Origin of the sequence: Nannocystis pusilla (assembly GCF_026626665.1) — a bacterium.
Taxonomy (GTDB): domain Bacteria; phylum Myxococcota_A; class Polyangia; order Nannocystales; family Nannocystaceae; genus Nannocystis; species Nannocystis pusilla.
Window position 1 is genome coordinate 6,173,563 of the sequence record NZ_JAPNKE010000002.1, and the last position, 20,193, is coordinate 6,193,755.

Sequence of the window (20,193 nt, forward strand, 5' to 3'; positions counted from 1 at the left end):
CAAGAAGGACGCGAAGACTGCCGGCGATCGAGCGCCCGACCTGTCCCGCGGGACATCCCCGCCGACGGTCGGGCCGCCGCCTCGCGTTAATCGCCCGCGGGCACCTGCGTGGTGTTCTCGAGCCGCGTGCGGGTCCAGGCGCTGCGCGGCGCGATGAACACCCCGTCTTTGAACACCAGCGGGCGCTTCTCGGCGGCGTCGATGCGCTCCTCGCAGGGCGTCGCGGTGTTCTTGGGGTCGCAGTCCTTGCTGCGGATCGTCTCGTCGACGATCGGCACGCCCTTCTCGAACTTGAGCATGCGGACCAGGTCGTAGCGGCGGATCCACCCGTCCTTGAGCGTCAGCTCGAAGTGGTCGGACAGGACGAAGCGAGCCGGGCCGATGTCGACCCCGTCCTCGATCATCGGCGCGCTGACGAAGCGCTGCTCGACCAGCGGCAGCAGCTGGGCCTCGCGCGAGCACTTGGCGCCGGCGCCCTGCTCCTTGGGACAGGTCTCGCTCTCGACCACCAGCACCTTCGAGTCCTCGCCGAGCGGCTCCAGGCGCAGGCGGGCCCGCTGCGCGGGGGCCTGGACGCTGCCGATCCCGCGGACCTCGAGGCCGCGCTCGACCCACCGGACCAGCGCCACCGGCCCCAGCGCGTCGCCGTTGCCGAGGTCCTGGATGCGCGCCCACACCAGCAGCGCCCCGTCTTCGCCCTGCGTGAACGTCACGTCGCCGTCGCCGAGGCGGCGCTTGTCGAGCGGGCGCGCGGTGGCCCGCGGGTCTTCCTTGAGGTTCTCGGGCCAGGTCACCTCGATCGGCCGGCCGCTGCACTCGCGCGGCTCGTCGGGCGGCTCCATCGCCATGCGGTTGAAGTTGCGGACCAGCACCGAGTACCACACGTCGACCGGCAGGGTCTGGGTGTCGGCCTCGCTGGCGCGCTCTGCCGCCACCATCGACGGGCAGATCGGCATGTCGCGCTCCTTCGGCTTGCAGGCGTCGGCGGCGAGGAGCAGCGCCGTCCCGGCGAACATCGTCATCATCGACCTACGCATCTTCGTCCTCCTCGGCGTCCTCACTCGATTGCACGCGGATGCCCGCGCGCGCCAGCTCCTCGCGGATCGCTCGGCCGGCCGCGCTGCGGAACAGCTTGCCCAGGCCCTCGTCACCGTCGCCGAACACCGACTCGTAGCGCTCCTCGAAGCGGCGCCACAGCGCCCCCGCGCGGGTCGGCCACGCCGCCGTCACCGAGCGCTCGATCTCCCGCGGCGACAGCGTCTCGCCGACCTTCTGCCCGCCGCCGACCGTGCCCCGCAGCGCCCCGCGCAGGTGGGCCATCGCCGCCGCGAACACCTCCGCCAGCTGGTGCGCCCGCTCCTCGCGGGTGGCTCGCCAGTCGAGCAGGTAGCGCAGCAGGTCGGCCTCCGACTCGGCGATCAGCAGCGGGTTGTCCTCGCCCTCGATGCGCACCCCGAGCTCGCCGCCCTGGCGGTGCATCAGCTCCTGCAGCTCCACCGTCGCGACCGCGAAGGCCCGCAGCGCGGCGACGCAGCGGTCGAGGAAGCGGCGCGTCTCGTCGACGTTGCCGGGCGGGCGCAGGCCCTCGAGCACCTGCTCGGCGGCCTGGGCGACCGCGCCGAGCTCGGCCTGCTGGTAGAACTCGGCGCCGCCCTGGTCGAGCGCGGCCGGCCCCTCGCTGCCTGTCCCGAAGGACAGCGGCGGGAACTCGCGCTGCAGCAGCAGCGCCTCGCCGCGGTCGCGCCCCGTCGACAGCTCGGCGATCGCCGCCGAGAACGCCGCGTCCCAGGCCGAGTGGCCCTCGCGGAGCTTCTCGTACATCGGCCGCAGGCGCAGGATCGCCTGGTGCAGCCGCGACAGGTTCATCTGCTGCGTCCCGCCCTCGGGGATCAGCGACGGCGGCTCGTCGCCGTCGCCGAGCTCGCCCTGCGCCGACCGGCGGTCGCGCATGTGCAGCTCCTCCGGCGGCGTCGGCCCGGGCGCCGACCCGCGGGAGCGGACGTTGCGCGGAGCTGTCTCTTCGAGCAGGTCGGGCGGACCGTCCTGCTGCTGCTGCTGCTGCTGCGCGCCCTCGACCTTGTGTTCGAACAGCAGCTCGACCGGGCCGATGCTGATCTTCACGCGGCCGCGGACCTCGACGCGGCCGCCGGAGGCGACGCGCTGGCCGTCGACGCTGAGGCCGTTGGCGCCGCCGAGGTCCTCGACGCGGGCGCCGCGGGCGTCGAACTTGGCGACCGCGTGCCACGACGACACGAACTTGTACGGCAGGTGGAGCTCGTTCCCGGGGTCGCGACCGATGCGCACCGGGCCGCGCTGGAACTCGTGGCGCTTCTGCCGGTGCTCCTCGGTGTCGATCACCGTGACGACCAAGCTGAACTTCGGGACCTGTCCTTTGATCACGCCGCTCCCTCGCGCCGCTTGCCCATCGGCACTGCCATGCGGGTGGTGAGGCCGGCTTGCTTGCTGCGGGCCAGCCACAGATCGTCGGCCAGCCGGCGCTCGCCGAGGCGGGCCGGCGGGTACGTCATGTCCTGGATCTCGAGGATCATGTCGAGGTGGAGCGGCTCGTCGAGGAAGGTGTCGAGCACCTCCGCCGCGCGCTCGTAGGCGCGGCCGCCGGGCGTGAACTCCTTGTAGTTGTCGCCCGACAGCGGACCGACCACCACCCGCGCCGCGCCGGAGCGGTGCATCACGCTGGTGCCGAGCACCGTCGTCGCGCCGACGCTGGCCGTCGCGCCGCCGAGGCGCGACCACTCGGCCGGATCGATCGGCATCCACTCGCCGGTGAACGGCTCGCAGCGGATCGACGCCGTGCCGAGGCAGTCGTCGAGGGCGATCCGCAGCGCCGCCTCGAGCATCTGCGGCGAGCGCACGCCCGAGGCCAGCACCGGCGCCAGGCGCAGCAATTGGCCGACCGACAGCGCCCGCGCCCGCTCGCCGACGCCGAGCAGCGCCAACACGCGCAGCGTCCACGGGTCCTTGCCGTCCTCGCGGAAGCCGCCCGGGTAATCGAGCTGGCGGACCCCGCGGTACAGGAGGCTGAGCAGGCGGTGGTGGAACAGGCCGAGCACCCCGCGCACGACCTCGCCGTGGTCGTCGTCGCGATCTGCCTCTTCGGCCATGTGCAGCGGCAGCGGCGTGGCCGCGCCGGTGAGGCCGAAGAAGTCGGCGACGAGGCGCGCGCGCAGGCCGTCGGCGCCGCGCTCGAGCGCGACCGACTCGACCTCGGCGCGCAGGAAGCCGAGCCCCGGCGCGTGGGCGAGCAGCACCCGCTCGTCCTGGAAGCGCTCGCCGGCCCCGAGCTCGCCGCCCTTGGTCGCCGCCGTCAGCACGTCGACCGCGGTGAAGAAGTCGACCAGACCTGGCGCTTCGGCCAGGCGCTCGGCCCACGACTCCGCCGTCTCTTTTACAGGCCGATCTGCACGGGCCACGCGAACTCCGCCTTGGAGGGGACGAGGGTGATGACGACCTCGCTGGCCGCGTTGAGGCTGACGAGCGAGCCGAACAGGGCGTTGAGCACCGCGCCGAACACGAACGCGTTGCCGGCCGAGGGGAAGCCGGTCTCGTCGAGCTCGATGCGGGTGCGGACCGCCCGGATCGGGATGCCGTAGACCAGGCGCGTCACCGTCTCGCGCGCGAGCCGGCGCACCGACTCGATCTGGCGCTCGTTGCCGCGGCCGATCTGCACGTTGCCGAGGCCCTGGAGGTTGTAGAGCCCGAGCAACGCGCGCAGCGCCTCGACCTCGACCAGGCCGCGCTGGCCGATCGCCAGATGCGACAGCATGCGCCACAGCGCCTCGGAGCCGAGCGGCACGCGGATCGGCGCGGTCACCTGGGTGATGTTCTCGTAGCCGCGGAACATCGCGCCCGGCGTGGTCTCGGTGATCTGGCCCGGCTGCAGCTCGCGCGGCAGGCCGCGGTTGGTGCACACCAGCTCGATCGACACCGACTCTTCTTGCGTCGGCGCCGAGCCGGCCGGCTCGTCGAGCGTGATGTACGTGTCGACCCCGTCGTCGATCGCCTCGACCCGGCGCAGCGAGTAGTGCGGCGTCGAGCGGGCCGCGCCGGCGTGGGTGAAGCGGTAGAACGGCAGGAACTGGCGCCGCGTGTTGGTCGCGCGGCCGACCCCGGTCACGCCGCGGACCTCGTAGACCTCCATGTGCCTGGGGTCGACGCCGTCGGCCCGCAGCAGGTGCTCGCGCTCGAGCGGCGAGTACTGCACCGGCTCGGCCGCGACCTCGAACAGGTTGACCGCGGGCGTGCAGTGGAGGCGGAACGTATCCTTGCCGACCTGGGTCGGCAGCGGCGGCGGGCGCTCGAACTCGAGGCGCAGCGTCAGCTCGTTGGTGGTCAGCTTGACCTTCTCGAGGCCGAGGAGGTCGAAGAAGTGGTACTTCTCCGGCAGCGTGAAGTACTCGAGGATCGCGCGGTAGCCGGTCGGCGCGGTGTCGGGCCACGGGAACACCGCGGTGTCGCGCGACAGGCCGACCAACTCGACCGCCTTGGCGCCGAGCTGCACCGTGCCGCCCTCGCCGTCGCCGGTCTTGGCGGTCGCGCCGGTGAAGTGGCGCGACAGCCACATCATCAGCGTCGCCGGCAGCGACGGCTCGCGGTGGTGGAGGAAGAACCGCAGCCGCTCGCACTCGGCCAGCACGCCCTTGCCGGTCTCCGACAGCCGCAGGGTGATCTTGATCGCCGGGCGGGCCGCCACCGAGTCGTCGAGCGACGCGTCGACCACCTCGACCGGCGCCAGGTCGACGTCCCAGCACGTGCGGAACTTGCAGGCTGTCCCTTCGACCAGGCGCGACTGCAGCACCCGGCCCTTCGCCACCTTGTGGCGGTTCCGCAGCGCCCGCATGTTGGGCTGGAACTCGACGATCGTGGCCGCCGGCAGCGGCCGCAGGTAGTGCGGCAGCAGCAGCTCGGCGAGCCCGTGGACGATGCTCGGCGCCACCGCGTCCATGCGCGCGCGGATGCCGGCCGCCTGGAACGCGAACGCCTCGATCAGCCGCTCGACGTCCGGGTCGCTGCTGCGCTCCTTGAGCAGGCCGGCGGTGGCGGGGTTGGCCTCCGCGAACGCGCGCGCCATCTCGGTGATGAACGCGAGCTCGCTCTTGTAGTAGTGCGAAAAGCTCATCGCCGCCTCACCGTCCCGAGACCTGGATCTTGCCGGTCGCCGTCATCTCGGTGCGCACGCGGAACACCCCGCGCTGGGCCCCGCTGGCCAGCCGCGCCGACACCTCGAACGCGATCATCAGCGTGTCGCCGCTCGGGACCGGGTGGACCGAGACGTTGCGCAGGCGCGGCTCGTACTTGAGGATCGTCGCGCGGATGCTCTGCTGCAGCACCTGCGTCGCCTCGGGGAAGTTGTGCACGACGTCGGCGAAGTCGACGATGCCGAAGTCGGACGCCGACAGCGACTCTCCGGCGCGCGTGTTGAGCAGCTCCTGCAGGTGCGTCACGATCGACTCGAGCTCGCCGATCCGCTGCCCACCCGTCGACAGCCGCGCCAGCAACCCCCGGCGCGGCGCTCTCGGGCCCGACCCCTGGCTCGTGGAATTCATCGGCCTGCTCGATCCCCCCGTGCGCGCGACGCCGCGCCTCCCGGCCCGGCGGACTGCGACGATAGCAGGCAGGCGGGGCCGCGGACCAGACGGCTCCTGCCTCGCCGCTCCGCGCGAGCGCGCGCATGCGAGCACGCGCGGCGGACGCCCGCCCACATCACATGACCGTTCAGACAGGTTTGAAGAACCATCCTCCGACCGCGGGTCGACCTTCGCCGCGTCGCGACTCCGGGGGAAATCATGGGAGCGGGCCCGCCCCGATCCGCGTCCGCGCCTGCTCGCGGCGAGGACGCGGAAGCGGCGGCGCGCCTCGGCCGGGCGCCCTGTGGATCTCCTCGCGCACGCGGCCTCGCGCCTCACCGGCCGGCGAGGGCCGCGCTGATGCGGGGCCGCAGCTGCGCCGCCGCGATCTCGGCCGGCACCCGCGGGTCCTACGTCGGCGTCGCCGAGGCCGGCCAGCTGGTTCCCATCGACCGCCCCACGATCTTGGCCGCCTCCGCGTCTCGCCGTCCGGTCACGCGTCGGGCGTCGCCCCGTGGGCCAGCGCGGTCGCCACGAGCTCGCCGATCCTGCTCCCGAGGACATGTCCACGAGGACACATCTTATGTCCCTCAGGACATCCGCCGCGGTCCCAGCGTCGGCGCCCCGTAATAGAACCATACCGCCAGCAGCGAGTCGGTGACCGCGCACTGGGCCGACGACGTCGGCACGAACGGCACGATCGGCTGGCCCCACAGGTGGTGCGCGACGTCCCAGCCGACGTGCATCAGCCAGGCCGCGGCGATCCAGCGGTACGAGGCCAGCCCGCGGAACGCCGCGTAGGACGCGGCTGCCGCGTAGGCGAACTCCCACCCGCCGAGGCCGCCGCCGAGGTAGGCCGAGCCGGCCCCGGCGACGAAGATCGCCATGAACTGGTGGCGCGTCGGCTCGCGCAGGCGCGAGACCAGCAGCACGAACACGAAGGCGACCGCGACCGCGAGGGCCGCGTCCTGGACGGTGAACGCGTGGTGCATCGCCGGCCAGCGTGCCGCCGCGGCCGGGCCCGGGCCAGCGGCGAGGACGCCAACGATCGCCCGGTTTCGGCCAACCCGCGCGGGTTGACGGCCGGCGGCGAACCTCTACTCTCGGCTCTGGTGGATCCGGCCTCCGACCGCGAGCTCGTCGACGCCTGGCGGCAGGGCGACCGCGCGGCCGGCCACGCGCTGTTCGACCGCTACTACGAGCCCGTCGCCCGCTTCTTCTTCAACAAGGTCGACGGCGACGTGGCCCGCGACCTGATCCAGCGGACCTTCCTCGGCTGCGTCGAGGGCCTGGCCAACTTCCGCGGCGACGGCGAGTTCCGCAGCTGGCTGTTCGGCATCGCCTACCGCCAGCTGTGCCGGCACTACCGCGGCCGCGTCGGCGAGCGCGCGGTCGTCGACTTCGAGCAGCTCTCGGTCGCCGACTGCCAGCCGTCGCCGAGCCAGCACGCCGCCTCGGGCGAGGAACTGCGGCTGTTGCTGGCCGCGCTGCAGCGCCTGCCGCTCGACTACCAGGTCGTGCTCGAGCTGCACTACTGGGAGAGCATGACCACCGACGAGATCGCCGCGGCCCTGGGCTTGCCGCCGGGCACGGCGCGCTCGCGGGTGCGACGCGGCCGGCAGCTGCTCGAGGAGAGCCTCGCCGCCGCCGCGCAGTCGCCGAACCTCGTCGAGAGCACCCTCGCCGGGCTAGAGCGGTGGATCGCCGCCGTCCGCGTCCACGTGCGCGGGGCCGAACGATGACCGCGAGCGCGAGCGCGAGCGCGCCCCGGCCGGCGACGAAAAAAATCGCCGCGACCTTAAGCAAGCCGCCCTGCTCGCGGAACCACCGCGCCGGAGACCGACATGGCTTTGGCAGCGAATTCCCAGCACAACATCCTCCTCGAGCTGGCGGACGTGACCGCCCACGACCCGCGCCACCTGACCGGCGAGCACGACCCCGCGCCCGGCCTGCCGCGCCCCAGGCTCGCGCAAGACCTCGAGCACCGCGTCCACAAGGCCGCCCTCGCCGCCGAGCTGTTCGACAGGCCCGCCGCGGTGGTGCGCGTCGGTCCCTACCGGATCTGCCGCCGCCTCGGGCAGGGCAGCATGGGCACGGTCTACCTCGCCGACGACGAGCGCCTGGCCCGGCAGGTCGCGCTCAAGCTGCTGCACGAGGAGCAGTACGGGCCGCGGCTGCAGCGCGAGGCGCTCGCCCTGGCCCGGCTGTCGCACCCCAACGTGGTCCAGGTGTTCGAGGTCGGGGTCGCCGACGGCCGCGCCTTCGTGGCCATGGAGTACGTCCCCGGGCAGACCCTGCACGCCTGGCTGCGCGCGCGCCCGCGGCCGTGGCGGGAGGTGCTGGGCGTGCTGCTGGACGCCGGTCGCGGCCTCGCGGCGGTCCACGCCGCGGGCCTGGTCCACCGCGACTTCAAGCCCAGCAACGTCGTCCTCGGCGACGACGGGCGCGCGCGCGTGTTCGACTTCGGCCTGGCCCGCTCGCTCGCCGACGTCGACGAGCCTCGCGCGAGCGGATCGCCGGACACCGAGCCGCTGACCGCCCTGACCCGCACCGGCGTGGTCGTCGGCACGCCGGCGTACATGGCCCTCGAGCAGTTCCGCGATCACGTCCACGACGCGCGCAGCGATCAGTTCAGCTACTGCGTCACCCTGTTCGAGGCGCTGTACCGCGTGCGCCCCTACGACGGCCCGACCGTCGCCGACCTCTATCGCGCACTGGAACACGGCCGCCCCGTCGACCCGCCCGCCGGCTCGCAGGTGCCCGCGTGGCTGCACGCCGTCGTGGTCCGCGGCCTCGCCCGCGACCCCGCCGCGCGCTGGCCCTCGATGACCGCCCTGCTCGCGGAGCTCGGGCGCGACCGCGACCGCGTCCGTCGCCGATGGTTCGCCGGCGCCGCGCTCGGCCTCGGCGCGCTGGCTCTCGGCCTCGTCGTCCCGCTCGCCCAGGAGCACCGCCACCAGCGCGCCTGCGAGGCCGCGGCCGACGCCGAGCTCGCCGAGGTGTGGCGGCCCGAGGCGCGCATGGCCGTCCTGCGCGCCCGGGGCATCACCGCCGCGCGGCCCGTCGGCCCCGAGCTCGCCGGCATCGAGCACGAGCTCGAGGACGAGGCCGAGCGCTGGCGAGACCGCCGCGTCGAGGCCTGCGTGCGCCCGCCGGCCCGCGTCGCCGACGCGACCTGGCTGCAAAGACAGATGCAGCGCTGCTTCGACGCCGCCCGCCGCGACCTCGCCACCAACCTCGAGGTCGCCGGCGAATCGACGACCCGGGCCGACCACCGCTTCTTCTTCTCGCCGCGTCCCGAGCGCTGCCTCGACCCCGACCACCTCGTCGCCACCGCCTGGTCCGACGACCCCGAGGTGCAGCGCCACGAGCAGCTCGTCCGCGCCCAGCTCCTCCGCGGCGCGCAGGCCGAGGACGCCGGCGACCACGCCGGCGCCGAGCGCCTGTTCACCGCGGCAGTCGACGCCGCCACCCCCACCGAGACCTCGCTCGCGCTCGCCGGCCGCGAGGCCGTGGCGCGGGTCAAGTTCACCGTCGGCGACCGCCGCGGCGCCTGGGCGGCCCTCGAGGCGGCGTTCGCCGCCGCCACCGCCGCGTCGAAGGAGCTGCCGAGCTTCGAACTCGACGCCCTCGATCTGCAGGTCCTCCTCGGCGCCGCCACCGGGACCTCGCGCCTCGACCACGTCGCGCTGTTCGAGGGCCGCGAAGCCACGCCCGGGCTGACCCTCGCCCAGCGCCTGCACCGGACCGCGATCCCCCGCGAAGACGGGCCCCCTTGGCGCTCGGAGCTCATCGGCGTCACCTCCGGCTTCGCCCGCGAGCTGCTCGTACCGCTCGCAATCACCGCGCAGGCCTTCGTCGAGCTCGGCGAGTTCGAGCTCGCCGAGGACGCCGCGCGCCACGCCCTGGCGACCCTCGCCGCTCGCCCCGGACGTCCCTTCCTCGGCCTCGACCTCGCCCTCACTTTGGCCCGCGCCTACCTCGGCCTCGGCCTGTTCGACCGCGCCGAGGAGGCCCTGACGGCCGCCCGCCCCGCGCTGCAGGACACCGCCGAGCCGGCCGCCTCCGCTCGCCGCGGGTGGTTGCAGCTCGTCCTCGTCGAGGTCCGCCTGGCCCGCGGCGACCGCGACGGCGCGGCGCGCGAGCTCGATGTCCTCGAGGACATGTCCCAAAGCGCATCCGAGCTCGACGATCGCTTCGCCCCGGCGCTCGCGCGGGTCCGCGGCCGCCTGCTGGCGCTGCAGGGCGATCGGGCCGGCGCCGCGCGCGAGCTCGCGCGCGCCCGCGAGGGCCTGGCCGCCAGCCACGGCCTCGCCCGCCTGCGCCTGGTCGACGTCCACCTCGACGAGGCCCGCCTCGCGCTGGCCGACGAGCGCCCGCGCGACGCCGAGGCCAGCCTGCGCGACGCCCTGCGCGAGCACGAGGCTTTGGTGGGGCCCGACCACGTGTCACGGCTGCCGATCGTCGCGCTGCTCGGCCTCACCCACCACGCGCTCGGCGACCTCGCGGCCGCCCACGACGACCTCGCCCGCGCCCGCGCCCTCGTCGACGCCCGCCTCGCCGCCGCGCGGGCCCACGACGCCCTGCCCGATCCGCTGCCTCGCGCCCTCGCCCGCCTCGAGCGGGCGCCCGAGCACGCCTGGGCCTTCCGCCCCGCCTCGCACGACTCACAGTCCCGCGATCCGGAGCTCCGCCGGCTCGCCGCCCTGCTCGAGCCCCTTCGTTGAGCCCCGGGCTCGATGCGAGTGCGACGGCGAGTTCGATGCCTCCAATGCATCGATGCGACCCGCGGCTGTGCCGATTGCGGTGCCACGACCGACTACGGCGCCGACATGGACTGGTCCGATTTCGTGTCGTTCCCGGTCTACCTCGACCTGACGCTCGCCCTGTTCGGCGTCGACCGCTACGAGCAGGGCCTCGGCATCGGCTGGACCCGCGAGCCGAAGCGCGTCGAGGCCTGGACCCGACAGTTCGAGCTCGACGCCCTGCTCGCCAAGCTGGCCGGCGACGACGGCGACGACGACGAAGAGAGTGAAGTGCAGGACGACGAGTGACGGCCGCGAGGGCGAGACATCGGCCCGCCGCGAACCTGTCCCTCCGGCCATCTATCGCCATACGGCGCCCCGCGCGGGGCGCGAGCGCGACCTCGATCCAGCCGACGACCCGGCGCTCAGGCCGCGCGCCCGCGTCGGCGCCCGAACAGCCCCTTCACGAGGGTGCCGTAGCCGCGGCTGGCCAGTCCGGCCAGGCGGCGCAGCCCGGAGCTCGAGCTGTCGTCGGGATCGTCGTCCGGCGGGTCGGTCTCGTTGGCGGCGGCCAGGATCTTCAACACCGCCGGCTCGTCCACGGCCGCCCCCGCGTCCTCCGGCAACAGCTCCGAGAACGGCCCGGTCTCCTCGCGCTGCACCCATTCGTCGAACTCGTCGTCCTCCTCGAGGTCGTCCTCGCGGGCGAACGAATCATCGAGCGCGCCCTCGAGCGGGACGTCGCCGAGCTCCCCCAGCTCCTCGAGCTCGAGCACCTCCTCCGGCTCCGACTCGCCCACGTTTTCGACCCACACCGCCTCGTACACCCGCATGTTCGAGCTGCGGACCGTGAACTGCTGCGTTTGCCGCCTGCCGCGCGCGTCCGCCAGCGACACCGTGATCTCGACCTGGTCGAACAGATCGCCGAAGTCGAACAGCGCGGCGAATTCCTCGGCCGCCTCCCGCGCGCTGTCGCACAGCAGGTACTTCTCGATCGGCCACTTCGCGGCCGAGACCCGATAGTAGCGCGCGCGGTTGTTGTCTGACTGAGTCATGGTGTCCCCTCCCGGTGTCGAGTTGTACGGACGGCCCGCGCTCGGGCGCGTCATTCGCCGCCGAGCGCGCATTGCCTGCACGCCTCGCGCGATCGAGACATCGATCGAATCATCGCAACGCGGCGGCCCGTCTCGCCCGCCGCACTTTGACACATTTCAATTGTCGCTCCGACTTGTCAAGTCATTCTTTGCACCGGTACCCCAAACCGGCGAACCCGGCGCCGACCTCGCATTCGCGCGCCGACCGCCGATTCATAGGACCGCCTCTCTCGCGCTCGTTTCATGAAGGAAATCATCGTCCGAGCGCCTCCGCGTGTCGGTCGGGGTGCGCGTTCGCGATGATACGAGGACGAGATCGGTCCCTCACAGGACAGCGGTCACGCGTCAGCGTGCCTGCGTGAAATCGTCACCCCGCCGCTGCAACGGGTTTCACCGCTGGCACGATCGAGGGACGCTCCGCTCCGGGCCTACCGGCGAGCCTCGCTCGCTGCGGGAGCTAGGTCGGGTCCTTCTCGAACGTCGTCACGCCCGGCGGCAGCTTCACCCACGGGTGCCTGCGACAGTCGTAGACCGAATCCTCGGGCGGCGGGAAGCTCGGATCGGCGAACGCACCGACGGCGACGAGCACCGGCGATGGTTCATGCCCCTCTTCGGTGTGGAACACGCTCGTCCCGCACACCGGGCAGAAGCGAAAGGTGAAGCGACCCCCCTGGTCGCCGACGTGGACGTACTCCGTGGCGGTGCCGGAGACCTCGTACGGCGCGGCGAAGGCGGCCAGCGCGGCGAAGACGCTGCCGGTCCGGCGCTGACAGGCCAGACAGTGGCACACCCCGACCCCGAGGGGTTCGCCGTGCACTTCGACGCGCAATTGGCCGCAGGAGCAGGAAGCTGTCCGAGAACGCATATTCGTGAAAAGAGAATTCGTGGCGGTGAAAATCTCGGCCCGCGTCACGCGACGACGGGCGCCCCGAGCGTAGCCCGGGCCGCCCCTCGGTGGCAACGACGCCTCCGCACGACCTTGTGCGGGGCGCCCGGCGGCACCTCCCTCCGGTGCCTGGGCGCGGTCGCTGCCGAGAACGAAAACATTCCTTCGCTGGCTCGAACCCGTGAGCGCGGTGCAGATCGATCCACCGCCATCACGTCGAACGGCGCTCGTCCCCGAGGCGCCGTCATCGAGACGGCCGCTCGCCCCGGATACCGGGACGAGCGCGCCGTCCGTCGCTGCGCGGCCATCAGCGCCGATCGCCGCCGCGGCCGCCCTGGCTGCCCTGGCCGCCCTGGCCGCCCTGGCCCTGGTTCTGGCTCTGCGAGCGAGACCGCCGGTTGTTGTCGTCGTCGTCGTCACGCTCGCTGCGGGTGCCCTCGTCGCGGCGCTGGTTCTGCCCGCCGCCGTGCGACGCCTGGCCGCCCTTGGCCCCGATCTCCGCCATGTGCTCGCGGTCCTGGCTCACCGCCTCGCCGCCCTTGCGACCGGCCTCGCGCGCCTCCTCGGACGTGAACTCGTGCGCGGTGCCCTTCTCGTGGGCCGTGCGACCGCCCATGCTGGCGATCTCGCGCTGCTTGTCCTCGCCCATCCCGGCGAAGCCACGGCCGTCGCCGCGGTTCTGGTCGCGGTCCTGATTGCGGCTCTGGCTGCGGTCCTGGTCGCGGTTCTGGTTCTTGTTGTCGCTGTTGTTTGCCATGACTACTATCTCGCTTTCCGTGCTTGGCTTTGGTTCGCGGCGGGCCGTCGATGGCTCGCCGGGTAGTCCCCGGGCGGGGCGGCGCATTCATGGCAGCGGCGGTTCATTCGCCGTACTACGCTTCGTCGCCGCGACCGTCGTTCGGTGGACTCGCGGGCATCGTGAGCGGAAACGCGAGGCCGGCAAGTCCGACGAGTCGGATCCGCGAAGCTATCGACTGCTTTCTGCATTCGCGGCCGCCGACCGCGACGGGCCTCGGCAGAGGCCGCCCCGCTCGCCCCTCGCACTCACCTCATGTCGACACATCCAACCGTCAGCGCAAAGACCGCCGTCGTCGCCCGCGCCGCTCATCGTTGCAAACGCAAGTATTTTCCCTTGCAGCCACCCGCGCAACCAAATCTTCTCACTTCGACGACCCGCCGCACGCCACGCGACGACCCGCTTCGACGGCATCGAGTTTTATCTTGCTCACGACAAAGCCGGCGCGAAGCTCTTTGCATACAGCGGCGCCCGCTCGCCGCAGACGCCGCTGCGGCGCCGGCCGCCGCGAGGAAATCCCCTGGGCCGGGCTCCGCTCACGGCCCGCCGTTGGCGGTCCAGCCGGCGAGGATGCCGTGGTCCTCCAGCGTGGTCGAGCGATACACCGACACGTGCGTCCACGTGTCGTGGCCGCTGCCCTGATACGGCTTGCCGTCCATGCTCCACCCGGACGAATCCGACCAGTAGCGGACGTTGACGCCGTCGTACGAACCGATCACCTCGGCGATCCCCTGGATCTCGTCGCTGGCGATCCCGGCGATCAGCCACTTGAGCCAGTCGCGCGAGGCCGGCCAGTCCATGCCGATGTCGATCGCCGCCGCGTGCCATTCGCACACCGGCACGTTCGCCGCGCCCTCCATCGAATAATCGTCGTCCGGCAGGTTGGCCGCCGGCACGTGAAAGCCGTAGGTGTGATTGGCGTCGCCGCAGATGCCGAGGAACGAGCCGCCGATGGTCGCCAGCCGCTGCTTCTCGACGAGCAGCGCCGGCGGGGCGGTGCACGGCGGCTCGCAGGCGGCGTCGACGTCGTAGCCGCACACCCCGGCGATGCACAGCAGCGCGCCGCAGCAGTCCTCGCCGTTCGGCGTGTTGCAGCCGATCCCCTCGTTGCCGCAGCACACCTGCCCCAGGCTCGTCGTCCCGCACTCGAGGCCCTCGCAGCACTCCCCGCCCTCGGTGCACGGCGTGGTCGCCGGCAGGCACATCGACGCGCCCGAGCTCGAACTGCTGCCCGCGTCCATCGTCGTCGTCGTCAGGTCACCGCCGCTGCTGCTGGTCGGGCCGGTCGTGGTCGTCGGCGCGCCGCTGCTGCTGCTGCTGCTGCTGCTGCCGTCGGAGCTCGACGCGTCGGCGTCGGTCTGCCCCGAGCCGGGTCCGGTCGGACCGGCGCCGGTGGGGCCGGCCATCGTGTCGGTCAGCGGATTGCCGGTATCCGCACAGGAGCTCGCCAGGACCGTGGCAAACAGGAACCTCTTCATGAGTCACCTCCTCGCGCAGGAGAACACGAACGCCGCGCTCTGGACAGCGAAAATCACCGCCTGGGTGCGCGAGCCCTCGAGCAGGTGCCTCGCGCGCGACACCTCGGCGGCGACCGAGGGCATCGCCTCCGCCGCGTCGTCGCGCCGGCGATTGTGACAGTGCCTCGCGCCGGCGCGGGTCGCCGATCGACGCGCGCTCGAGTCGGATGCACGCGCGGCCATGCGCTCGCAGGCGACGCGCGACGTCCGACCTGCCGCCGCGCGCCACGCCTGACGTGACGGCGCGCGCCGCGAGCGAGGCCGGCTCGCCGCAGTCGACTTCCTCGCGGGCGCGTTCGGGCCTACATTGGTGCGCGTGACCGCCGAGCTCGACCTCCCCGCATACTTCCAGCGCATCGACCACCACGGCTCGAACGCGCCGACGCTCGCCACGCTCGCGGCGATCGTGAAGGCGCACGCGGCCGCGATCCCGTTCGAAAACCTCGACCCGCTGGTCGGGCGGACGCCGGCGCTCGACCTCGCCGGCCTCGAGAGCAAGCTCGTCCGTGGCGGCCGCGGCGGCTACTGCTTCGAACACAACCTGCTCCTGTCGCACGTCCTGCGCGCGCTCGGCTTCCAGGTGCGCGGCCTGGCGGCGCGCGTGATCTGGAACCAGCCCGAGGGCCGCGTCACCCCGCGCAGTCACATGCTGCTGCACGTCGACCTCGACGGCGCGCCGCACATCGTCGACGTCGGCTTCGGCGGCCTCACCCTCACCGGCGTCCTCCGCCTCGTCGGCGACCGCGAGCAGCCCACCCCGCACGAGCCGTTCCGGCTGGTCGCGGACGGCGGCTACTTCGGGATGCAGGCGCTGGTGCGCGGCGAGTGGCGCCCGCTGTACCGCTTCGACCTGCAGGAGCAGTTCCAGCCCGACTACGAGGTCACCAACTACTTCCTCTCGACCCACCCGGCCTCGCACTTCCGCACCGGCCTGATGGCCGCCCGCGCCCTCGCCGACCGCCGCCTCGCCCTCCGCAACCGCGATTACGCCGTCCACCACCTCGGCGGCGAGACCGAGCGCCGCGTCCTGGACACCACCGAGGAGCTCCGCCGCGTCCTCGCCGACGAGTTCCGCATCGACCTGCCCGCCGACCCCGCGCTCGACCAGGCCCTCGACGGCCTGCCGCGCTGACGCGCCTTGTGACATGCGCTCGACGCACGCCTTTACAGGCGTGTTTATCAGAGCACGCCTCGAAAGTTGGAGGTACGGCACGAACCGGTCGACGAATGACTGCCTCGTCAGAAAGCTCCGCACCGTTGAACGCGGCGACGGCTTCAGGTCTCGACCAGCTGAGATGTCCCCAGAGACATATGACCATTGATACAGCCGCACGGTCTTTTCCGGCGAGCCGAGCGCGGCCGTGGCGGCCTGCAAGCACGCACGATCCGAGTCGAAGCCCTCGTACTCGTAGGCCCACGCCTTGAAGGCGGCGGGCACCTCGTCCTTGCGCTCGGGGGCTACTTCCCGACCTCGGCCGCGAATTCCAGGTGACCGACATCTGCACGACGTTATCGCCAGGCTGGCGCGAATCTGTGCCGCCCTGCGCGATTACGCATTGCCTCTGCGATCGCAGAAGCTGCCGCGGGCCACGGGCCTGCGGATAAACTGAGCCGCTGCAGGTAAAAGTGTGAGCGCCCCGCCCCCACCCGACCGCGCGGACGAACTGGAGAACGCGGTCGCCGACGAGAACGCCCGCCTGCGCGCCGAGCTGGCCGCGCTGCGACGAGCGCGCGAACAGGAGACGCGCGACCTGGCGCAGGCGCAATCGCTGCTGCAGGCGATCGCCGAACACGCCCCGATCGTCATTTACGCCAAGGACACCGGCGGACGCTTCATTCTCAGCAATCACCGCCACTCGGCTTTGCTCGCCCGCTCGCCGCACGAGGTGCTCGGCAAGCGCGAGCAGGACATGATCGGGCCGGAGGCCGCGGCCGAGATCGACGCCGGGACCGCGGTGGCGATGCACGAGCGGCGCATCGTCACCTCCGAATTCACGATCCCGCTGCCCGACGGCGAGCACACGTTCTGGGAGTCGGTGTTCCCGCTGATCGATCGCTACGGCGATTGCTACGGGCTCGGCGGGGTCGCCACCGACGTCAGCGAGCGCAAGCGCCTGGAGTTCGAGCAGCGACGCACGCGCGACGCCCTTCTGCAGCGCGAGAAGATGGCGGCGCTCGGCGGGCTGGTGGCCGGAGTGGCGCACGAGATCAACACGCCACTGGGGGTCGCGCTGACCGCCGTGACACACGGGCAGCAGATCTTGAAGCGCCTGCGCGACGACGTCGAGCACGGGACCCTGACCCGCGGCGAGCTGCGGCGCGCGCTCGCCGAGCTCGACGACAGCTGCGTGTTGACCGTCGACAACCTGCGCCGCGGCGCCCACCTGATCCAGAGCTTCAAGAAGGTCGCCGTCGATCAGAGCAGCGAGGCCGTGCGCCGGGTGGCCCTGTGCGAATGGTTGCAGGACGTCGTCGCCAGCCTGCGGCCGATGCTGCGCGCCGCCGGCGTCGAGCACGAGCTGCGCTGCACGCCCGGGCCGGCGCTCGAGCTGGCCGTCGGGGCGCTGACGCAGGTGCTGACGAACCTGGTCCAGAACGCCTGCGTCCACGCGTTCGCGCCCGAGCACGCCGAGCGCCGCCTGCTCCTGAGCGCCGCCTGCGTCGGCGAGGTGCTGCGAATCGAATGCGCGGACAACGGGCGCGGGATCGCCAGCGAGCACGCTTCGCGGGTGTTCGAGCCGTTCTTCACCACCCGCCGCCGCGAGGGCGGCAGCGGCCTGGGGATGCACATCGTCCACAACATCGTGGTCGAGCGCTTCGGCGGACGCATCGAGCTCGACCCCGGCCCGGGCGGGACACGCTGGAAAATCGAGCTCCCGCTGGGCACTGCTGCGATTCGTCGAACGGAGGGGTGAAACCATGCACGATCCGCGCGATCCTCGAGACCTCGGAGACGACGCCCCGGCCTGGGCCGACGACCCCGAGACCGGGCCCGAGCCCGAGCCGCCGGCGCCCCAGAGCCGCTGGAAGGTGATCGTCGTCGACGACGAGCCCGCCGTCCACAGCGTGTCGCGGCTGGCGCTGCAGCGGCTCACCGTCGACGGCGTGCCGCTGCAGCTGCACTTCGCCGACTCCGCGCGGGCCGCCCGGGAGGTCCTGAGCGAGCACCGGGACGCGGCGCTGCTGCTCCTCGACGTGGTGATGGAGTCGGACGACGCCGGCCTGCGGCTGGTCGACTGGCTGCGCCGCGAGCAGCACAACGCGATGCTGCGGATCGTGCTGCGCACCGGTCAGCCGGGCCTCGCCCCCGAGATGGAGGTCATGGCGGGGTACGACATCAACGACTATCTGAGCAAGACCGAGGTCACGACCCAGCGGCTCATCACTTCGGTGATCGCGGGGGTCCGCGCCTACCGCGACCTGCGGACGATCACGATCCAGCGCCGCGGACTGCACAAGGTGATCGACGCCACCGCGACGCTGTTCGACGCCCGCTCGGTCGAGCAATTGCTGACGGGGATCCTCGAGCAGGTGTCGGGCCTCTTGCTGCCGCGCGAGAGCTCGGTGTTCTTCGTCGCCCGGCGGCCGCTGTTCGAGCCGACCGAGGCGACGCCGACGGTGATCGCGGCCAGCGGCCGGTTCAGCGAGGCGCTCGGGCGGCCGGTCCACGAGGTCCTCGACACGGCGGTGCTGCGCGACGTGGAGCGCAGCCTGAGCGGGCCCGGTCTGGTCGAGCGCGGGCACTACAGCGTCTACAGCTTCGACCTCGGCGGCGAGGCGCGGCCGGTGCTCTACCTCGACGGCGGCGGCGCGCTCGAGAGCTGGGAGCGCCAGGTGGTGTCGCTGTTCTGCGCCAACGCCGGGATGGCGCTGCGCAACCATCGGCTGTACGCCGAGCGCGAGCAGTGGCTGCGGGCCTTCGAACGGTTCGTGCCCAAGTCGCTGGTCCACCTGGTCGACAAGACCGACCTGCGCCGCGTCGACGTCGGCGACCACCTCGCGCGCGACATGTCGATCCTGTTCCTCGACATCGCCTCGTTCACCGCCCGCTGCGAGGCCATGCCCCCGCCGGCGGTGTTCGACCTGCTCAATCGCCTGTACGCGATCGTCGGCCCGTGCCTCGAGCAGCACGGCGGGATCATCGACAAGTACCTCGGCGACGGCGTGATGGTGCTGTTCCCGACCGGCCCACAGGACGCGATCGAGGCGGCGCTCGCGGTGCTGGCGGCGATCGATCGCTTCAATTGCGACACCCCGCTGGCCGACGGCCCCCTGATGATGGGGATCGGCCTGCACCACGGGCCGGTGATCGTCGGCATGGTTGGGCACGCGCGGCGGATGGCGCCGACGGTGATCGCCGATACCGTCAACACGGCCTCGCGGATCCAGGAGTATAACCGCGTGCTCGGGACCGCCTTGCTGGTGAGCCGCGCCGTCGTCGACGGCCTCGAGGCCGCGCGCTCGCCCGCGCTGCGCTCGCTCGGCCCGATCGCGCTGCGCGGACGGACGCAGCCGGTCGAATTGCTCGAGGTGCTGGCGGCCGCGCCGGAGCCGACACGAGCGCGCCGGACCGCCAGCGCGGGCCAATTCGCCGCTGGCTTGGCCGCGCTCGACCGCCGCGAATTCGCCGACGCCGGCGCGCGCTTCACCGAGGTCGTCGACGCCGACCCCGACGACACCGTCGCCCGTCATTTCTTGTCTTGCGCCACCACCTCCGCGTGAGTCAATCACGCCAGCGCCAGGTGCAGCTCGGTGTGCAATTGCTCGAGCCGCGCGTTGCGATGAGCACGACGGACGCGGTGGTGCGCATGCCCTCGAGCTGGCGCGGAGATGCTGCTCGGCATCAAAACGCGTAGGAGAAGTTCCTCGACCCCGTGTAGGTCGTCGGCACCTTCACCTTGGTACGGAGATAGGTTTCGATGCAGTTGGCGGCCGCCTGGCGAGCGCTGTCTTCGCTGCTGATGTTCGCCTCGGCGCGAACGATCCGGGTCTCCTCGATCGTGATCCGCAGGACTACGAGCGCGTTGCCGAGCCCGCGCGGATTCTTGCATTGTTTCGTGATCGCGTCGCGATGCGGTCGGAACAGGTGCTCGGGCTCGGTCGGCGGATCCGGCATGGCCGGCGGCGGCCCTGCTCGCTCGCGCGACCCGACTCCGACGAGCCCCTGTCGGCGGGCGCCTTCTCGGAGGTCTTTTGCGCCGTGGGCTCCGCCTCGCCACTGGATTGTTTCTGCCGATCGGCCTCGCGGGTCTCCGACGATTCGGACTTCGCCGAGGAGGTGTTCGCTGATTCGGACTTCCCGGCTCCAGATTGCCCGGACTCGGATCTCTCGGACCCGGATTGCTCGGACCCGGCTCTTCCGGACCCGGATTGCCCAGACCCGGACCCGGACTCCTCCGACCCGGATTGACCGGATCCGGACTTCTCGGACTCGGACTTCTCGGACCCGGATTGCCCGGACCCTGACCCGGATTGCCCGGACCCGGACCCGGATTGCCCGGACCCGGACTTCTCGGACCCGGACTTCTCGGACCCGGACTCTGCTGCTTCCGGCTCTCCTGCGCCGGGCT

General features: G+C 72.2%; 18 protein-coding genes. 7 read left to right on the forward strand and 11 right to left on the reverse strand.

Annotated features, from left to right (window positions below; translation table 11 throughout):
* Positions 1-86: 86 nt before the first annotated feature.
* From OV079_RS27265 to OV079_RS27290, 6 genes are all read right to left on the reverse strand, one after another.
* Complete coding sequence (locus OV079_RS27265; protein WP_267771855.1) at positions 87-1,037, reverse strand: hypothetical protein; 951 nt, start codon at positions 1,035-1,037, stop codon at positions 87-89.
* Positions 1,030-2,400 carry an FHA domain-containing protein gene (locus tag OV079_RS27270; protein ID WP_267771856.1) on the reverse strand — a complete coding sequence of 457 codons (1,371 nt, stop codon included), beginning with the start codon at positions 2,398-2,400 and terminating at the stop codon, positions 1,030-1,032. The genes OV079_RS27265 and OV079_RS27270 overlap by 8 nt, the downstream gene beginning before the upstream one ends.
* On the reverse strand, positions 2,397-3,431 hold the full coding sequence (tssG, locus tag OV079_RS27275; protein WP_267771857.1) for a type VI secretion system baseplate subunit TssG: 1,035 nt from the start codon (positions 3,429-3,431) through the stop codon (positions 2,397-2,399). The genes OV079_RS27270 and tssG overlap by 4 nt, the downstream gene beginning before the upstream one ends.
* Positions 3,407-5,137 (reverse strand): type VI secretion system baseplate subunit TssF, encoded by a 1,731-nt coding sequence (gene tssF, locus OV079_RS27280; RefSeq protein WP_267771858.1) that lies wholly within the window; start codon positions 5,135-5,137, stop codon positions 3,407-3,409. Before tssF ends, tssG begins: the two co-directional genes overlap by 25 nt.
* Positions 5,138-5,144: 7 nt before the next feature.
* A complete protein-coding gene (gene tssE, locus OV079_RS27285; protein WP_267771859.1) occupies positions 5,145-5,564 on the reverse strand; it encodes a type VI secretion system baseplate subunit TssE in 420 nt (139 codons plus the stop codon).
* Between the two features lie 611 nt (positions 5,565-6,175).
* The gene (locus tag OV079_RS27290) at positions 6,176-6,577 is read right to left on the reverse strand and encodes a DUF6010 family protein (protein ID WP_267771860.1); all 402 of its coding nucleotides are present in this window, start codon (positions 6,575-6,577) and stop codon (positions 6,176-6,178) included.
* Between the two features lie 120 nt (positions 6,578-6,697).
* Here OV079_RS27290 and OV079_RS27295 point away from each other — a divergent pair, with 120 nt between their 5' ends.
* The 3 genes from OV079_RS27295 to OV079_RS27305 all read left to right on the forward strand — a co-directional run bounded on the left by OV079_RS27295 (position 6,698) and on the right by OV079_RS27305 (position 10,639).
* Positions 6,698-7,327, forward strand: a complete 630-nt coding sequence (locus OV079_RS27295) for an RNA polymerase sigma factor (RefSeq protein WP_267771861.1) — start codon at positions 6,698-6,700, stop codon at positions 7,325-7,327.
* A gap of 102 nt (positions 7,328-7,429) precedes the next feature.
* Positions 7,430-10,312 (forward strand): serine/threonine-protein kinase, encoded by a 2,883-nt coding sequence (locus OV079_RS27300; RefSeq protein ID WP_267771862.1) that lies wholly within the window; start codon positions 7,430-7,432, stop codon positions 10,310-10,312.
* A 105-nt stretch (positions 10,313-10,417) separates the two neighbouring features.
* Positions 10,418-10,639 carry a hypothetical protein gene (locus OV079_RS27305; protein WP_267771863.1) on the forward strand — a complete coding sequence of 74 codons (222 nt, stop codon included), beginning with the start codon at positions 10,418-10,420 and terminating at the stop codon, positions 10,637-10,639.
* A 116-nt stretch (positions 10,640-10,755) separates the two neighbouring features.
* On the opposite strand, the gene OV079_RS27310 is transcribed toward OV079_RS27305, so the two are convergent.
* The 4 genes from OV079_RS27310 to OV079_RS27325 form a co-directional block, all read right to left on the reverse strand.
* A complete protein-coding gene (locus OV079_RS27310; RefSeq protein ID WP_267771864.1) occupies positions 10,756-11,385 on the reverse strand; it encodes a hypothetical protein in 630 nt (209 codons plus the stop codon).
* A 496-nt stretch (positions 11,386-11,881) separates the two neighbouring features.
* Positions 11,882-12,289 carry a GFA family protein gene (locus OV079_RS27315; protein WP_276602815.1) on the reverse strand — a complete coding sequence of 136 codons (408 nt, stop codon included), beginning with the start codon at positions 12,287-12,289 and terminating at the stop codon, positions 11,882-11,884.
* Between the two features lie 328 nt (positions 12,290-12,617).
* A complete protein-coding gene (locus OV079_RS27320) occupies positions 12,618-12,959 on the reverse strand; it encodes a KGG domain-containing protein (protein ID WP_420829542.1) in 342 nt (113 codons plus the stop codon).
* A 683-nt stretch (positions 12,960-13,642) separates the two neighbouring features.
* Positions 13,643-14,311, reverse strand: a complete 669-nt coding sequence (locus tag OV079_RS27325) for a hypothetical protein (protein WP_267771867.1) — start codon at positions 14,309-14,311, stop codon at positions 13,643-13,645.
* On the opposite strand from OV079_RS27325, the gene OV079_RS27330 reads away from it, so the two are divergent.
* The 4 genes from OV079_RS27330 to OV079_RS27345 all read left to right on the forward strand — a co-directional run bounded on the left by OV079_RS27330 (position 14,283) and on the right by OV079_RS27345 (position 19,345).
* Positions 14,283-14,741 (forward strand): hypothetical protein, encoded by a 459-nt coding sequence (locus tag OV079_RS27330; RefSeq protein ID WP_267771868.1) that lies wholly within the window; start codon positions 14,283-14,285, stop codon positions 14,739-14,741. The two genes, OV079_RS27325 and OV079_RS27330, sit on opposite strands and share 29 nt — an antisense overlap.
* Before the next feature lie 198 nt (positions 14,742-14,939).
* Positions 14,940-15,755: an arylamine N-acetyltransferase family protein gene (locus OV079_RS27335; RefSeq protein WP_267771869.1), complete on the forward strand. Its 816-nt coding sequence runs from the start codon at positions 14,940-14,942 to the stop codon at positions 15,753-15,755.
* Between the two features lie 496 nt (positions 15,756-16,251).
* Positions 16,252-17,538 (forward strand): sensor histidine kinase, encoded by a 1,287-nt coding sequence (locus OV079_RS27340; protein ID WP_267771871.1) that lies wholly within the window; start codon positions 16,252-16,254, stop codon positions 17,536-17,538.
* Between the two features lie 4 nt (positions 17,539-17,542).
* Positions 17,543-19,345, forward strand: coding sequence for a DUF3369 domain-containing protein (locus OV079_RS27345; RefSeq protein WP_267771872.1), 1,803 nt, complete (start codon positions 17,543-17,545; stop codon positions 19,343-19,345).
* A gap of 121 nt (positions 19,346-19,466) precedes the next feature.
* On the opposite strand, the gene OV079_RS27350 is transcribed toward OV079_RS27345, so the two are convergent.
* Positions 19,467-19,739 carry a hypothetical protein gene (locus tag OV079_RS27350; RefSeq protein ID WP_267771873.1) on the reverse strand — a complete coding sequence of 91 codons (273 nt, stop codon included), beginning with the start codon at positions 19,737-19,739 and terminating at the stop codon, positions 19,467-19,469.
* Positions 19,740-20,193: the final 454 nt, after the last annotated feature.

What these genes read in the sequence shown, in the direction of transcription:
- OV079_RS27265 (WP_267771855.1), bottom strand. Translation starts at nt 1,037, where the DNA reads ATGCGTAGGTCGATGATGACGATGTTCGCCGGGACGGCGCTGCTCCTC.
- tssF (WP_267771858.1), bottom strand. Translation starts at nt 5,137, where the DNA reads ATGAGCTTTTCGCACTACTACAAGAGCGAGCTCGCGTTCATCACCGAG.
- tssE (WP_267771859.1), bottom strand. Translation starts at nt 5,564, where the DNA reads ATGAATTCCACGAGCCAGGGGTCGGGCCCGAGAGCGCCGCGCCGGGGG.
- OV079_RS27290 (WP_267771860.1), bottom strand. Translation starts at nt 6,577, where the DNA reads ATGCACCACGCGTTCACCGTCCAGGACGCGGCCCTCGCGGTCGCGGTC.
- OV079_RS27300 (WP_267771862.1), top strand. Translation starts at nt 7,430, where the DNA reads ATGGCTTTGGCAGCGAATTCCCAGCACAACATCCTCCTCGAGCTGGCG.
- OV079_RS27305 (WP_267771863.1), top strand. Translation starts at nt 10,418, where the DNA reads ATGGACTGGTCCGATTTCGTGTCGTTCCCGGTCTACCTCGACCTGACG.
- OV079_RS27310 (WP_267771864.1), bottom strand. Translation starts at nt 11,385, where the DNA reads ATGACTCAGTCAGACAACAACCGCGCGCGCTACTATCGGGTCTCGGCC.
- OV079_RS27315 (WP_276602815.1), bottom strand. Translation starts at nt 12,289, where the DNA reads ATGCGTTCTCGGACAGCTTCCTGCTCCTGCGGCCAATTGCGCGTCGAA.
- OV079_RS27320 (WP_420829542.1), bottom strand. Translation starts at nt 12,959, where the DNA reads ATGGGCGAGGACAAGCAGCGCGAGATCGCCAGCATGGGCGGTCGCACG.
- OV079_RS27325 (WP_267771867.1), bottom strand. Translation starts at nt 14,311, where the DNA reads ATGTGCCTGCCGGCGACCACGCCGTGCACCGAGGGCGGGGAGTGCTGC.
- OV079_RS27345 (WP_267771872.1), top strand. Translation starts at nt 17,543, where the DNA reads ATGCACGATCCGCGCGATCCTCGAGACCTCGGAGACGACGCCCCGGCC.
- OV079_RS27350 (WP_267771873.1), bottom strand. Translation starts at nt 19,739, where the DNA reads ATGCCGGATCCGCCGACCGAGCCCGAGCACCTGTTCCGACCGCATCGC.